This is a genomic window from Kribbella orskensis (assembly GCF_004342085.1).
Taxonomy (GTDB): Bacteria; Actinomycetota; Actinomycetes; order Propionibacteriales; family Kribbellaceae; genus Kribbella; species Kribbella orskensis.
In genome coordinates this window covers 92,326-106,950 of the sequence record NZ_SLWM01000013.1, presented here as the reverse complement: position 1 = coordinate 106,950, position 14,625 = coordinate 92,326, and the positions used below count along the sequence as shown (strand labels likewise).

Here is a 14,625-nt window from a genome sequence, read left to right as displayed (position 1 = left end):
CTGTGCGCACACTTCTGACGAACGGTTCCGTCTACTCACCCGCCGATCCCCACGCGACCGCGATCGCGTTCGACGACGGCGTGGTCACCTGGCTCGGTGACGACAGCAGCGCGGCCTCCTACGCGAACGGCGCGGACGAGGTGATCGACCTGCGCGGCAAACTCGTCACCCCCGCCTTCGTCGACGCCCACGTGCACACCGCGCAGACCGGCGCCCTGCTCACCGGCCTTGACCTCGCCGGCACGACCAGCCTGACGGAAGCGCTGGACCGGCTGGCCGCCTTCGCGAAGACGCTCGGACCGGACGAGATCATCGACGGCCAGGGCTGGGACGAGACCAGGTGGCCCGAGGGTCGTCCGCCCACGAGTGAGGAGCTGGACCGCGCTGCCGACGGCCGTCGTGTCTACCTCTCGCGCGTCGACGGCCACTCCGGCGTCGTCTCGTCCTCCCTCGCCGCCGCGGTAAAGAACCTCAGCTCGCAAGCCGGGTACGACGCCAGTGGCCGCGTCGAGCGGGCCGCCAACCACGCCGTACGGGACGCGCTCGGCGAACTCGTCGGAGCGGACCAGCGGCTGCAGGACGCGCGCGCAGCAGTGAAGGCGATGGCCGAGCGCGGCATCGGCGCCTTTCACGAGATGGCCGCGCCGCACATCGGCCCGGTGTGGGAGCTTCCGCTGGTTCGCCAGGCCGCAGAGGAAGCAGGTCTGGCCGCCACCTTGTACTGGGGTGAGCCCGGCATGTTCGACCGCATCGACGAGTTCGGCCTCGCCGGACTGGCCGGAGACCTCAACGCCGACGGCGCCCTCGGCTCACGCACGGCCGCGCTCCGCGACCCGTACGCCGACCGGGCGGAGCACCGCGGGCACGCGTATCTCACGGCGGAGCAGATCGCCGAGCACGTCGTCGCGTGCACCGAACGAGGCGTCCAGGCGGGATTCCACTGCATCGGCGACGTCGCCCTCGACAACATCGCCGGGGGCTTCGAACTCGCCGCCGAGAAGGTCGGCGTACAGGCTCTCGTTGCCGCGCGCCACCGGCTGGAGCACGTGGAGATGGTCGACGACGCCGCGATCGCCACGTTGGCACGGTGCGGCGTCGTCGCGAGCGTCCAGCCGATGTTCGACCGGCTCTGGGGCGGCCCGAGCGACATGTACGCCGAGCGCGTGGGCGACCGCTGGGCGGGGATGAACCCGTTCGGCTCACTGGCTCGCTCCGGGGTGGTGCTGGCCTTCGGGTCGGACTCGCCGGTGACGGAGCTCGGCGGTTGGGAGGCGGTTCGCGCGGCCGCGTTCCACCACGAGGAGTCCCAGCGGATCACCGTGCGGGCAGCCTTCGCGGCGCACACCCGCGGTGGCTGGCGAGCCGCCGGGATCGACGACGCCGGAGTACTCGCACCCGGTACGGCGGCGACGTACGCGGTCTGGGAGAGCGACGCGGAGCTCGTCGTGCAGACGCCCGACCAGCGCGTGGCGGCCTGGTCGACGGACCCGCGGGCGGGCGTCCCCGTACTGCCCGACCTGAGCGATGAGGCACCCGTGCCTGACTGTCGGCGGACCGTGGTCGGCGGCCGCATCGTGTACGACTCCGAAGGATGGTCCTCGTGACCCGTGCAGTGAAGAAGCTCGACCTCGACCCGGTCACCGTGCGCAAGGCCCGCAGCCTGGCACGCAAGGCCGGGCGGCCGATCGTGAACATCGCCAAGCAGCACACCACCGTCTCGGTCGAACGCGCCGTACTGCGGTTGGCCGGGCTCGCCGGCGCCGACACCGAGGGCATCCCGTGGGTGAACCGGCTCGCGGACACCGTGCGGGCCGATGTCGGTCTGGAGCACGGGCTGGCTCTGCCGGTGTGGGACGCGCTGGTCCGCGGTGAGGCCGAGGACCTCTCGGTGCTGGCGCAGAAGGCGGCCACGGGTTCGGTGACGTTCCGCCTGCCGGAGGGGCGCGACGCGGTACGGGCTCGGGCGGCGGCTAGGAAGGCTGCGGCGGCCGGACTCAGGAAGGTCGACGGGCGGCGTCGTGAACGCGACCGGATGATCAAGAAGCACGGCGATCCGGAACAGCGGCCGTGGATCTACCTGATCGTTGCCACCGGCGACATCTACGAGGACATCCCGCAGGCGCAGGCGGCTGCTCGCGCGGGCGCAGACATCATCGCGGTGATCCGCTCGACCGGGCAGTCGCTGCTCGACTACGTGCCCGAAGGGGCGACGCGGGAAGGCTTCGCGGGCACGTACGCGACGCAGGAGAACTTCCGGCTGATGCGGGCCGCGCTGGACGAGTCGTCCCGCGAGCTCGGCCGGTACATCCGGCTGACCAACTACGCCTCCGGGTTGTGCATGCCGGAGATCGCGACACTGGCCGGGCTGCAGCGGCTGGACATGATGCTGAACGACTCGATGTACGGGATCCTGTTCCGCGACATCAACCCGATCCGGACCTTCGTGGACCAGCGGTTCAGCCGGCAGATCCACGCCCGCGCCGGGATCATCATCAACACCGGCGAGGACAACTACCTGACCACCGCCGACGCGGTCGAGGCCGCGCACACGGTGACGGTGTCACAGTTGCTGAACGAGTACTTCGCGAAGGAGGCGGGTCTCGAGGACTGGCAGCTGGGCCTCGGGCACGCCTTCGAGATCACCCCGGAGATCCCTGATTCGTTCCGGCTCGAACTGGCGCACGCGATGCTGGCCCGGCAGCTCTTCCCGGACGCGCCGCTGAAATGGATGCCGCCGACGCGGCACATGACCGGCGACGTGTTCCGCGGCTATCTGCTGGACGGGTTCTTCAACCTGGTCGGGGCGATGACCGGGCAGGGCATCCTGCTGGTCGGCATGATGACCGAGGCCGTGGTGACGCCGTGGATCTCCGACCGCGACCTGGCGCTGCAGAACGTGCGCTACGTCTTGGGTGCCGCCGGCAACCTTCACGAGGACTTCCACCCGGCGCCGGACGGCTTCATCGCCAACCGGGCCCGGCAGGTGCTCGCCGAGTCGATCGACCTGCTGGACAGGATCGTCGACGACGGCCTGCTCAACGCGATCGGCGACGGCACCTTCGGCCTGATGAAGCGCCCGCAGGACGCCGGCCGCGGTCTAGACGGCGTTGCCCGCCGCTCCTCGGAGTACTACAACCCCGCGATCGAGCTGCTCGAGGAGGCACAGTGAGCATCGTCAGGCCGTATGGCGACACGACCGGGGACGGCATGGTGCAGATGTCGTTCACGCTGCCGGTCCCGCACGACAAGCGGGCCGAGGGCGCGGCGATCCAGCTCGCGAACAAGATGGGGATGGACCCGGCACTGGTCGTGCACGCCAAGCCGATGGGTCCGGACTTCACCTTCTTCGTCGTCTACGGACCGGTGAACCACCTGGTCGACACGAGCAAGGTGGAGGTGATCGAGCGCGACTACCCGCTGCTGTCGCCGAAGGACGCGAACCTTGCCATCCGCAAGGGTCTGCGCCGCCGGCTGACCGTGGTGGGCGCCTGCATCGGGACCGACGCTCACACCGTCGGGATCGACGCGATCATGAACATCAAGGGATTCGCGGGGGAGAAGGGCCTGGAGTACTACCGGGAGCTGAAGGTGGTCAACCTCGGCGCCCAGGTCGCCGTACCGGAGCTGGTCCGGCGGGCCAAAGCGGAGAAGGCGGACGCGATCCTGGTCTCGCAGGTGGTCACCCAGCGGGAGGCGCACGTGCTGAACACCAAGGAGATGTCGGCCGCGTTCCGCGAGGCGTACTCCGAGGACGCCCGGCCGGTACTGGTTGCCGGTGGCCCCCGTTTCACCGAGGCGATGGCCGGCGAGCTCGGGGTGGACCGGGTCTTCGGCCGCGGTACCACGCCCGGCGAGGTGGCCAGCTACCTGGTCGATGCCCTCGTCACCCGTCGCAAGCACACCCCGAGCCGGAGAAGCGCATGACCATGTCGATGACCAAGGCAACGATCGGCCTGACCGTGACGCACCGCCGCTACGTGCCGTACAGCCACGCGCACTACGCGGGCAACCTGGTCGACGGGGCGTACGTGCTCGGCCTGTTCGGCGACGTCGCGACCGAGGTGTGCATCCAGGCCGACGGAGACGAGGGGCTTTTCGCTTCCTACTCCGACGTGCAGTTCCTGCAGCCGTTGCGGGCCGGCGACGTGGTGGAGACGAAGGCAACGATCACCCGGGTGGGCAACCGCAGCCGCGAGCTCGAGTTCGTCGCGACCGTCGTCTGCCGGGGCCGGACGGATCTGTCGGAGTCCGCGGCCGAGGTGCTGGCCGAGCCGCTGGAGATCACCCGGGCCACCGGCACCGTCGTCGTACCGGCTGGATGATTCACTGTCGGTGACAGTTGGCTGCCCTGGGTAACGAACACAGCGAGTGCCCAGACGGCTCTGTAACGTGACCCCGGTCACTGAGCGGCGTTAAGCCTGGTGGGCAGGAAAAAGTGTTACAACGGCTTGAAGGACCCCTCGGAGAGGTTGACACCACGCCTGCGAACGCGCATCGTTTTGGGAGTCGTCATATCCCGTTTCTCCAACGGATACAAGAAGTTCGGCCACCGGATGATCCCGCGACGCTGACCAGGCCAGTGCCAGGCCTGAGTCGACGGGGGCTGAGATCGCTGGTGGTAAGCCCCCCGCGGGCAGAGGTGGAAGAGGCTCGGCGCCCAGTAGACAACAGCCGACGGGCTCGCAACCAGCGGGTCCCCGGTTGGTCCGAAGGAGCGCCGAGCCTCTTTCCTTTTCCCGGCCAACACCCGACCTCGGCACCACGCTCGGGCCGGAGCGCCCGCTACGTCTACCGAGCCCTCGCTACGCTGATGAGGTCCGTTCGGTCTCGTATCCCCTGCCGTGCACCTCACGGCTACTGACCGGATACATCCCGGTCCGTCGTACGTTGTACCGTCGTGCGACCGGTGTGTGCCGGGACGGTGATGCGAAGGGGTACCTGAGTGGAGCGGCTGAAGGCGTTGGGTCGGATCCTGCCGAGGCTGATCGTGGCCGTCGGCGCCGGTGCTCTGCTCGGCCTGGCCTTCGAGCCCCACGACCACCCGTGGCTCGCCTTCCTCGCCGTACCGCTGCTGCTCGCCGCGCTGAACGGCGTCTCGATGAAGGCCGGCTTCCTGATCGGTTCCGGCTTCGGCATCACGTACTACGCGGTGCTGGTCCCGTGGCTGAGCATCATCGGCGGGGACGCGGCGATCGCGCTGGCGATCCTCGAGGGCCTCTTCTACGGCGTCTTCGGGATGTTCGCGAGCCAGGCGCTGAAGCACAAACTCTGGATCCTCTGGGTGCCCTGCCTCTGGGTGGCCACGGAGTTCGCCACCGCCTCGGTGCCGTTCGGCGGATTCCCGTGGGGCCGGCTCGCCTGGGCCTTCGCCGACTCGCCGCTCGGCAAGCTCGCCTCGCTGGTCGGCATCCCCGGCCTCAGTTTCGCCGTCGCCCTCATCGGCGTCCTCCTCTACGCCGTACTGCGGCGCAAGAGCGGGCTCGGCCTGCGGGCGGTCGCGCTGGTCGGCGCGATCGCGATCTTCGGCGGCGCTTCGCTGATCTCGCTGTCCACCGAGGGCAACGGCAAGGACGTCACCGCGGCGATGGTGCAGGGCAACGTCCCGGGCAAGGGGCTGGAGTTCCTCGGCCGCGCCCGCACGGTCACCCGCAACCACCTGACCGCGACGCTCGACCTGCAGAAGCAGGTGGAGGCCGGGACGCAGTTGAAGCCGGACGTCGTGATCTGGCCGGAGAACTCGACCGACATCGACCCCTACAAGGACGCCGAGACCAAGCAGGACATCGAGGAGGCCGTCAAGGCGGTCAACGTGCCGATCCTGGTCGGCGCGGTGCTCGAGGGTCCCGGACCGAACGAGCGCCAGACCACCGGCATCGTCTGGGATCCGGTCAAGGGTGCTGGCCAGGTCTACGCCAAGCGGCACCCGGTGCCCTTCGGCGAGTACATCCCGTTCCGCGACCAGTTGCTGCCCTACATCAAGCGGCTGGAGATGGTCGGCCGCCAGACGGCGCCCGGCAAGACCCCCGGCGTGCTGCCGATCAACGGCGTCACCTACGGCGACGTGATCTGCTTCGAGGTCGCGTACGACGGCGTGGTGGCGGACGTGATGAAGGGCGGCGCGCAGGTCCTGGTGGTGCAGACGAACAACGCGACGTACGGCGGCACCGGTCAGCCGGAGCAGCAGTTCGCGATCACCCGGATGCGCGCGATCGAGACCGGCCGGACCGTGCTGATCGCCTCGACCAGCGGCATCTCCGGCGTGATCCAGCCGGACGGCAAGGTGGAGCACAAGTCGTCGCAGTTCGTCCCCGACGTGTATGTCGCCCAGGTCCCGGTCCGCGATGCCAAGACGCTGGCCACCACCCTCGGCGGCTGGCCGCAGTGGATCTTGACCGGCCTGGGGATCATGGGGGCAGTGCTGGCGTTGTTCGCGCGACGCCAGCGCCGCGACGGCCCGGAGACCCCACCGGCGTCGACGCCCAGCCGCGAAAAGGTCCCGGCCTGACTTTCCCTGGCCGGGACACCGGACCCCGGTGCCACTTTGGACGCCGGAGCTAGGAGAGCCAGCAACGTGAGTACGCCCGACGGATCCGCCGAGCAGGGCTTCGGCGAGCTCGGCCGGATCCTGGTCATCATCCCGACGTACAACGAGGCCGAGAACATCAAGCCGATCGTGGCGCGGGTCCGCGACGCGGTGCCCGAGGCGCATGTGCTGATCGCGGACGACAACTCGCCCGACGGCACGGCGACCTGGCCGACAAGCTGGCCGCGAGCGACGACAACGTGCAGGTGCTGCACCGGCTCGGCAAGGAGGGCCTGGGCGCCGCCTACATCGCCGGCTTCCGCTGGGGCCTCGACAACGGGTACGGCGTGCTCGTGGAGCACGACGCCGACGGCTCGCACCAGCCCGAGCAACTACCCCGGCTGCTGGACGCGCTCCGCGATGCCGACCTGGTGCTGGGCTCGCGTTACGTCAAGGGCGGCGAGGTGCAGAACTGGCCGCGGTCACGGGAGATCCTCAGCCGCGGTGGCAACATCTACACCCGCCTCGCGCTGGGCATCCCCCTGCAGGACGCCACGGGCGGGTACCGCGCGTTCCGGCGCGCGACCCTGGAAGGCATTGGGCTGGACGAGGTCGCCTCGGCCGGGTACTGCTTCCAGGTCGATCTCGCCTGGCGGGCGATCAAGGCCGGCTTCAAGGTGGTCGAAGTACCGATCACGTTCGTCGAGCGGGAGCGCGGTCAGTCGAAGATGTCGCAGTCGATCGTGATCGAGGCGATGGCGCGGGTCGGCCGCTGGGGACTCGCGTACCGGGCCGGGCAGGTCCGTGGCCTGTTCACCGGTAAGACTGCTGCCAACAAGGGAGGCTGAGATGCCCTGGTTCGTCGCGGTCCTACTGCTGGTCGTCCCGATCGTCGAGATCTACGTGATCATCCAGATCGGTCAGGTGATCGGCGGCTGGCCGACGGTCGGCTTGCTGCTGATCGAGAGCGCCCTCGGCGCCTGGCTGATCAAGCGCGAGGGCCGGCGGGCCTGGAACGAGCTCCGTACGTCGACGCAGACCGGCCGGATGCCGGGCAAGGAGCTCGCCGACGCGGCGCTGATCCTGGTGGGCGGCACGCTGCTGCTGACGCCCGGGTTCGTCACGGACATCTTCGGGTTCTTCTTCGTGCTGCCGTTCACCCGGCCACTGGCCCGCAAGGTTCTGTCCGCGTTCCTCGGCCGGCGGATCGTCAGCCAGCTCGGCGGCAACCCGATCACCGGCTTCATGCCGGGCACGTATCGTCCGCCGACGGCCGAGCAGGCGGAGAACGCCCGCCGGACCAACGACGACATCATCCAGGGCGAGGTCATCGAGCCCGACGACCACCCCAAGGACCAGCCCAAAGACCAGCCCAAGCCGTAGAGCCGGCCGCGACTACCCGGACATGTTGAACGGGCCGTCACCGCTGGTGCGGTGACGGCCCGTTCGGGGTCTTGATCAGGCGCTTCGCTTGCCGGTGGAGCGGGTGCGGTGCAGGTGCGCCGGTCCGATCTCACCGGACCTCAGCAACTGGACCCGCTCCGCGAGCAGCTCCTCCAGCTCTGAGATGCTGCGACGCTCACGCAGCATGTCCCAGTGCGTGCGAGCCGGCTTCTCCTGCTTCGGCTCCGGCTTCTCACCGGTCGAACGGGCGGCCTCGCTGCCGCAGTGAGGGCATTCCCAGACCGCGGGCACCTCGGCGTCGTGCGCCATGGTGACCTCGACCACATGGCCGCGCGGGCAGTCGTAAGTGATCATCTGGCGCGGCGCGAACTCCACGCCGCGGTCATCCTCGAAGCTGACCCCACCCAGCCCCGAACCACGCAGAACGCGATTAGACATGTCAAACCTCCGAGATTCGTCATCCGTGCCAACGGTCGGCCGACCCGGATCATTCCCATTTTGGCATGCCCGAGCTCAAGGTACGCACCTGACAGCACCGTCGTCACCCACTGTCATCAAGTGTTCACAAATCACTGTGTGTCGCAAACCACAGCGAAAGCGGTAGCCCGACTTCACAGCCAGTTGCCAGGAAGCCGGGACCCATTCCTCAGCAAAGGTCCCTAACGTCTGCGCTCATGGTCCTCCCACGCCACAGACTCCGTGGTCTCAGCTTGCTCAATGTGGCCCTGGTAGCCGTCGTACTGGCTATTGCAACGACCGCCTACCTCCTTTTCTTCCGCAGCGACTCGCAGGCCGCCGGTACGACGCGCCCGACCGTCGCGGTGGCTCGTGGGCAGGTGACCGCGAGCGTCAGTTCGAGCGGCACGCTGCAGAGTTCGCAGAACGCGTCCCCGCAGTTCGCGACCTCCGGCACGGTGACGGCCGTGCTGGTGAAGGTGGGCCAGGTCGTCGCCAAGGGAGCCGCGATCGCGAGAATCGACCCGGCCGCGGCGGAACGCGAAGTACGGATCGCCGAGCAGAATCAAATTGCGGCGGCGAACTCGGTCACGGCCGCCGTGGAGACGCTCGACGACGCGGAGGAGGCGGCTGACGAGGCCGAGGCTGCTGCGGCCAGCCCGACGCCAACCACCGGCCAACAGACTCAGACCCAGACGCAGAGCCAGGGCCAGAGCCCCGAGGTCGCGGTGACGAACGCGAAGGCGAGCCTCGCCCGGGCGAAGGCCGACAAGGAGCAAGCCGACCAGAACCTCGAGGCCGCCCAGGCCGACGTCGAGGCGACTACTTTGAAGGCGCCCATCGCGGGGACGATCACCGCGATCAACGGCTCGGTCGGTTCCGTCGCCGGCAGCGGTTCCAGCAGCACGGGCACGACGTCCGGCTCGACCGGCCAAGGCACCAGTACTGCGGGCGGCGGCTCGAGCGGCTCGAGCGGCTCGACGAGCACCGCCTCCAGCAGCGGCTTCGTCGACATCGCCAACCTCAAGACCCTGCAGGTGGTCGCGGCGTTCCCCGAAGCCGACGCGGTCAAGATCAAGGCAAAGCAGACAGCGACCGTCACCCTCAACGCCGAGCCCGGCACCAACCTCACCGCGACCCTCACGTCGGTGTCGCCGACTCCGACCACCACGAACGGCGTGGTCTCCTACTCGGCGACCTTCACCCTCGCCAAGGTCCCCGCGAGCGCACGGATCGGGCAGACCGCCAACGTCGCAGTACAGACGGCGAAGGCGGCGAACGCGCTCTACGTGCCGAGCACCGCGATCGTGACGAGTGGGACCACCCACACCGTGACGATGGCCGACGGCGGCGGCACCCGCGAGGTCCAGATCGGAGTACGGGGCGACAGCTTCACCCAGATCACTTCGGGACTGAACGAAGGCGACCGGATCGAACTGCTCCAAGGCGTCATCGGGGCCGCAGGTGGAACGGGAGCGGGCACGGGCCAGGGGAGGGCGGGGCAGTTCCAGCCCGGCCAGTTCCCGGGAGCCGGCACCGGTGCGGGGACGGGCGCGGGGGCCAACCGTGGCCGCTGACGCCCTGATCGAGATCCGGGACGTCACCAAGACGTACGGCGCGGGGGAGACCGCGGTGCACGCCCTCCGCGGGGTGTCCCTGCGGGTGGACGCCGGCGAGTACGTCGCGGTGATGGGGTCGTCCGGCTCCGGCAAGTCGACCCTGATGAACATCCTCGGCTGTCTCGACGTGCCGAGCCGGGGCGAGTACTGGCTGGACGGCACCGACGTGGCCCGGCTGACGGAGGACCAGCAGGCGCTCGTCCGCGGCCGCAAGATCGGCTTCATCTTCCAGTCGTTCAACCTGATCCCGCGGACCAGTGCCCTGGCCAACGTCGAACTGCCGCTCACCTACGCGCACCTGCGCCGGTCGGACCGACGCAAGCGGGCTCGTCGCGCGCTCGAGCTGGTCGGGCTGGCAGATCGAGCGGACCATCGGCCGAACCAGTTGTCGGGCGGTCAGCAGCAGCGAGTGGCGATCGCCCGCGCGCTCGCCACCGGTCCCCGGATCCTGCTCGCGGACGAACCGACCGGCAACCTGGACGCGCACTCGACCGACGAGGTGCTCGGCATGTTCGACGAGTTGAACGCCGAGGGCCGCACCGTCGTGGTGATCACGCACGAGACCGAGGTGGCCCGGCGCGCCCGCCGGCTGATCCGGGTCTCCGACGGCCGGATCGTCGCCGACGAGGTGACCGGCTGATGTCACCCCGCGACCTGTTCGGGGCTGCCTTGCGCGGTCTCGGCGCCAACAAGCTGCGCTCATTGCTCACTGTGCTCGGTGTCGCCATCGGTGTTGGCGCAGTCATCGTGCTGGTTGCTGTCGGCAACGGCTCGGGCAAGGCCGTGCAGGACAGGTTGGAGGCGATGGGCACCAACCTGCTGACGGTCTCGACCACCGGCGGCGGTGGCGGCTTCGCCCGCGGCCAGGCAGGCCCGTCGGCGCAGCAGTACAGCCTGACGATGGCCGATGCCTCCGCCCTGGCCGACGACCGCCTAGCGCCCGACGTCGCCGCGGTCGCGCCGGTGATGACGAGCTCCGGTACTGCGACCAACGGTGACACCAGCTACACCATCAACCAGGTGATCGGGACGACACCGGAGTACATGCCGGCAACGAACACGCCGGTCGGCACCGGGCGCTCGTTCACGCAGCAGGACGTGGACACCTCGCAGCGAGTGGTTCTGCTCGGGCAGACGGCGGCCACCGAGCTGTTCGGGCGTCCGGCGAGCGCGGTCGGCCAGACGATCAAGCTCGGCGCGGTCGACTTCGCAGTACTGGGGGTGCTCGCGAGCAAGGACAGCACCGGGTTCACCGATCCGAACGCGACCGCGATCGTGCCGATCAGCACGCTCCGGGCGACGCAGGCCGGGTACGGCGCGCTGAACCAGATCGTGGTGCAGGCGGCCGACAAGGACCAGGTGGACACCGCCCAGGCCGAGGTGACGCAACTCCTCGCCGCCAGGCACCAGGTGCCAGCCACCCAGACCTCGCCGTACCGGATCACGAACTCCGCGCAGATCCTGCAGACCAGCCAGGACACCGCCGCGACCTTCACCGCGCTGCTGGCCACGGTGGCCGCGATCAGCCTGATCGTCGGCGGCATCGGCGTCACCAACATCATGCTGGTCACCGTCACCGAGCGGACCCGGGAGATCGGCATCCGCAAGGCCCTCGGGGCCCGCCGCCGCGCGATCCTCGGCCAGTTCCTGATCGAGGCGAGCCTGCTGAGCCTGCTCGGCGGCGCGGTCGGGGTCGCCGCGGCCCTGATCGTCAGCCGGTTCCAGCTGGCCGGCGTCCAGCCCGTCCTCGTCCCGTCGTCGATCGCGCTGGCCTTCGGCGTCTCCGCCGCGGTCGGGCTGTTCTTCGGCAGCATGCCCGCCCACCGCGCCGCCGGACTCCGTCCGATCGACGCGCTCCGCCACGAGTAGGACCCTTCCCAGAGAGGTACCAGGCATGACCACGCCGCACCACGAGAACGCCGACCGGCAGACGCCCGACGAGTTCGCCCAGCTCGGCAACGACCAAGAGCTGGACACGGCCCTGAAGCCGAAGAAGACCGTGAACTTGCCCGCGGCAACCGCCGTATTGGCCGGCATCGTCGTGCTGGCGGTCGGCCTGGCCGGAGGAGCCGGGCTGCACGCGGCCTTCGCCTCGGACAGTACGACGACCACCCCGCAGGCGGGACGCGGCGCCGGTGGGTACGGCGGCTTCCGCGGCCAGGGACAGGGTCAAGGTCAAGGTCAGGGCCAGGGGCAGCCGGGCGGCGGGCAGGGGAGTGCCGCGATCGGCACGGTCGTCTCGGCGAACCAGTCGCAGCTCGTCGTGAAGACCCAGAACGGCGACGTCACAGTGAAGCTCACTGGCGACACGTCGATCGAGATCACCGACAAGGGCACCGCCGCCGACCTGAAAACAGGCCAGCAGGTGATCGTCAGCGGCGAGACCACCGACGGCTCCCTGACCGCCCGCACCGTCCGCCAGGGCAACCTCCCCACCGCCGGCTTCAACCGCAACCCCAGCACCACCCCATCCACCCGCTGACCCTCAACCCCAACCACCCTCAACCCCAACCACCCTCAACCCCAACCACCCTCAACCCCAACCACCCTCAACCCCAACCGCCCGCGACCCCAGCCGCCCACGTCACCCGCCTACCCACCTAGCCCCCGGGCCAACGGCACCACACCGCCACGCCCACCTGCCGACCACCCGCGCCGCATGAGGGTTAACCCCGCCGGTTGGGGTTACCCCCCTGGACTGCAGGTGGGCGAACCCACAACCGAAGGGTTAACCCCTCATGCGGCGCGGGTGCGTGCGCCTCGGCTACTCGGAGTGGCGTCGCTCCACCACGTCCCAGCCCGGTCCCTGTGCCCCCGCTACCTGCGCGCGCCCACCCCGCTGACCCACCACCACCTCCACGCCTTTCGGGGGTCAACCCCTCCGGTTGGGGTTACCCCCCTGGACCGCAGGTGGGCGAACCCACAACCGAAGAGTTAACCCCTTAAAGGTGCGGGGCGCCGGCTACGGGCGGCGCTGCTGGCGTGGGTCTGACGCAGTGGCGGGTGGAGGAGGCGGCGTAGGCCCGGCGGCGGCGTGCGGGTGGAGGCGGTGGCGGTAGCAGGCCCCACGGTTGCGCGTCGGCGGCGGCGCGGGTTGACCGCGGTGGCGCGTGGATGCGGTGGTTTAGCCCGGCGTGACTCGCGGGGGTGGGGGCGGTGACCGCGGCTCGGAGCGGTGTTCGGGGTGGAGTGGGTGGGTTAGACGAGGGTGGGTTGGATGTTGCCGGCTTCGCGGATTCCTCGGCGCATGTCCACCCGAGACAGCAGGACCAGGCCGATGACGAAGAAGAGGCCGAGGGCAACGATCGCCGGGCGGTAGGAGCCAGTGATCTGGTGGACCAGGCCGAAGACGAGGGTGCCGAGCCAGGAGGTGCCCCGTTCGCCGGCCTGGTACAGGCTGAAGTACTCCGCCTCGCGGCCCTTCGGGATCAGCTGGCTGAACGCGGACCGGGACAGCGCCTGGGTGCCGCCGAGCACGATGCCGATCGCCGCGCCCATCGCGAGGAACGGCACGATCTGCCCGGCCGGCAGCAGGAACCCGGCGATCACGATCACTATCCAGATCACCAGGCCGCCCATGATCGTGCGCTGGCTGCCGAACCGCCGGGCGAACCGGCCGAACGCGAGCGCGCCGAAGAACGCGATGAACTGGACCAGCAGGATCGTCATGATCAGCACCTGGGTCTCGAACCCGAGCTGCTTCTCGCCGTAGGTCGAGGAGACCGAGATGACGGTCTGGATCCCGTCGTTGAAGAACAGGTACGCGACCAGGAACAGCAACGTCATCGGGTAGGTCCGGATGTGCCGCAGGGTCGCGAACAGCTGCCCGAAGCTCTGCCTGATCAGGCTTCCGCCACCGACCGGTACGACGCTCGCGGGCGGCCGGTCGCGCAGCCGCAGGTACGGGATGAACGTGAACAGGCCCCACCACAGTCCGGCGCTGAGCAGGCTCAGCCGGACCGCGGTGGCCTGGCTCATGCCGAGCGCGTCGTGCGCGGTGACCACGCCCAGGTTGATCGCCAGCAGGATGAAGCCGCCCAGGTAGCCGAAGGCCCAGGCTCGGGAGGAGACGTCGTCGCGGTCGTCCGGTCCGGCGATGTCGATCAGGATCGAGTCGTACACGACCAGGGACGACCCCAGACACAGGTTGCCGATGAACAGCAGCAGCGCGCCGAGCGCCCACCGGCCGTCGGTGACGAACACCATGCTGCAGGCGGCGAGCGCCCCGACCCAGGCGAAGCCGCACATCAGCAGCTTCTTGCGCGGCGACCGGTCCGCGATCGCGCCGACGACCGGCAGGAACAGCGCAGAGATCAGCGTCGCCACCGTGACGACGTAGAACGCGAGCGAGCCGGGAGAGATGCCGAGCCCGAGCACCTGGAGGTTGGTGTGGCACGGGTCTTCCGTCGTACCGACCCGGCCGCAGGCGGCGGTCTCGGCGACCGAGGTGAGGTACGGCGCGAAGAGCACCGTGCCGACGGTGGTGACGTAACCGGAGTTCGCCCAGTCGTAGAGGCTGAAGCCCCAGTACTCACGCTTGTCGACGGTGGCAGGCGCCGAGAGGAATCCCATGCGGAGGAGTGTCCCAGGTGAGAGGCGGACTCGGTGTCTTCTTCGATAACA

The 14,625-nt window shown here is 69.4% G+C and carries 12 protein-coding genes and 1 pseudogene; 11 read left to right on the top strand and 2 right to left on the bottom strand.

Annotation, left to right across the window (positions count from 1 at the left end):
* The first annotated feature begins 2 nt into the window (after nucleotides 1-2).
* From EV644_RS28860 to EV644_RS28830, 7 genes and pseudogenes are all read left to right on the top strand, one after another.
* Complete coding sequence (locus EV644_RS28860; protein ID WP_132192109.1) at nucleotides 3-1,604, top strand: amidohydrolase; 1,602 nt, start codon at nucleotides 3-5, stop codon at nucleotides 1,602-1,604.
* Nucleotides 1,601-3,169, top strand: coding sequence for a lysine 5,6-aminomutase subunit alpha (gene kamD, locus EV644_RS28855; RefSeq protein WP_132192108.1), 1,569 nt, complete (start codon nucleotides 1,601-1,603; stop codon nucleotides 3,167-3,169). The genes EV644_RS28860 and kamD overlap by 4 nt, the downstream gene beginning before the upstream one ends.
* Nucleotides 3,166-3,924: a lysine 5,6-aminomutase subunit beta gene (gene kamE, locus EV644_RS28850; RefSeq protein ID WP_132192107.1), complete on the top strand. Its 759-nt coding sequence runs from the start codon at nucleotides 3,166-3,168 to the stop codon at nucleotides 3,922-3,924. The genes kamD and kamE overlap by 4 nt, the downstream gene beginning before the upstream one ends.
* Nucleotides 3,921-4,322 (top strand): 3-aminobutyryl-CoA ammonia lyase, encoded by a 402-nt coding sequence (kal, locus tag EV644_RS28845; RefSeq protein ID WP_241998938.1) that lies wholly within the window; start codon nucleotides 3,921-3,923, stop codon nucleotides 4,320-4,322. Before kamE ends, kal begins: the two co-directional genes overlap by 4 nt.
* A 620-nt stretch (nucleotides 4,323-4,942) precedes the next feature.
* Nucleotides 4,943-6,505 carry an apolipoprotein N-acyltransferase gene (gene lnt / locus EV644_RS28840; RefSeq protein ID WP_132192106.1) on the top strand — a complete coding sequence of 521 codons (1,563 nt, stop codon included), beginning with the start codon at nucleotides 4,943-4,945 and terminating at the stop codon, nucleotides 6,503-6,505.
* Between the two features lie 66 nt (nucleotides 6,506-6,571).
* Nucleotides 6,572-7,371 (top strand): annotated as a pseudogene (locus EV644_RS28835) (polyprenol monophosphomannose synthase).
* A gap of 1 nt (nucleotide 7,372) precedes the next feature.
* A complete protein-coding gene (locus EV644_RS28830; protein WP_132192105.1) occupies nucleotides 7,373-7,906 on the top strand; it encodes an FxsA family protein in 534 nt (177 codons plus the stop codon).
* Nucleotides 7,907-7,981: 75 nt separating this feature from the next.
* Here the strand turns inward: EV644_RS28830 and EV644_RS28825 are convergent, their stop codons facing one another.
* Entirely contained in the window at nucleotides 7,982-8,365 is a 384-nt protein-coding gene (locus EV644_RS28825; RefSeq protein ID WP_132192104.1) for an RNA polymerase-binding protein RbpA, read from the bottom strand.
* 281 nt (nucleotides 8,366-8,646) lie between these two features.
* On the opposite strand from EV644_RS28825, the gene EV644_RS28820 reads away from it, so the two are divergent.
* Genes EV644_RS28820 through EV644_RS28805 form a run of 4 tightly spaced genes read left to right on the top strand, consistent with a single transcriptional unit; the run spans nucleotide 8,647 to nucleotide 12,484 of the window.
* Nucleotides 8,647-9,960, top strand: coding sequence for an efflux RND transporter periplasmic adaptor subunit (locus EV644_RS28820; protein ID WP_158292950.1), 1,314 nt, complete (start codon nucleotides 8,647-8,649; stop codon nucleotides 9,958-9,960).
* A complete protein-coding gene (locus tag EV644_RS28815; RefSeq protein WP_132192102.1) occupies nucleotides 9,950-10,642 on the top strand; it encodes an ABC transporter ATP-binding protein in 693 nt (230 codons plus the stop codon). The genes EV644_RS28820 and EV644_RS28815 overlap by 11 nt, the downstream gene beginning before the upstream one ends.
* Nucleotides 10,642-11,871, top strand: a complete 1,230-nt coding sequence (locus tag EV644_RS28810; RefSeq protein WP_132192101.1) for an ABC transporter permease — start codon at nucleotides 10,642-10,644, stop codon at nucleotides 11,869-11,871. The genes EV644_RS28815 and EV644_RS28810 overlap by 1 nt, the downstream gene beginning before the upstream one ends.
* Before the next feature lie 25 nt (nucleotides 11,872-11,896).
* Nucleotides 11,897-12,484 carry a DUF5666 domain-containing protein gene (locus EV644_RS28805; protein ID WP_132192100.1) on the top strand — a complete coding sequence of 196 codons (588 nt, stop codon included), beginning with the start codon at nucleotides 11,897-11,899 and terminating at the stop codon, nucleotides 12,482-12,484.
* A 716-nt stretch (nucleotides 12,485-13,200) separates the two neighbouring features.
* Here the strand turns inward: EV644_RS28805 and EV644_RS28800 are convergent.
* The gene (locus tag EV644_RS28800; protein ID WP_132192099.1) at nucleotides 13,201-14,574 is read right to left on the bottom strand and encodes an MFS transporter; all 1,374 of its coding nucleotides are present in this window, start codon (nucleotides 14,572-14,574) and stop codon (nucleotides 13,201-13,203) included.
* Between the last annotated feature and the right edge of the window lie 51 nt (nucleotides 14,575-14,625).

Coding starts and splice junctions, on each gene's coding strand:
- kal (WP_241998938.1), top strand. CDS start 3,921: ATGACCATGTCGATGACCAAGGCAACGATCGGCCTGACCGTGACGCAC.
- EV644_RS28830 (WP_132192105.1), top strand. CDS start 7,373: ATGCCCTGGTTCGTCGCGGTCCTACTGCTGGTCGTCCCGATCGTCGAG.
- EV644_RS28825 (WP_132192104.1), bottom strand. CDS start 8,365: ATGTCTAATCGCGTTCTGCGTGGTTCGGGGCTGGGTGGGGTCAGCTTC.
- EV644_RS28810 (WP_132192101.1), top strand. CDS start 10,642: ATGTCACCCCGCGACCTGTTCGGGGCTGCCTTGCGCGGTCTCGGCGCC.
- EV644_RS28805 (WP_132192100.1), top strand. CDS start 11,897: ATGACCACGCCGCACCACGAGAACGCCGACCGGCAGACGCCCGACGAG.
- EV644_RS28800 (WP_132192099.1), bottom strand. CDS start 14,574: ATGGGATTCCTCTCGGCGCCTGCCACCGTCGACAAGCGTGAGTACTGG.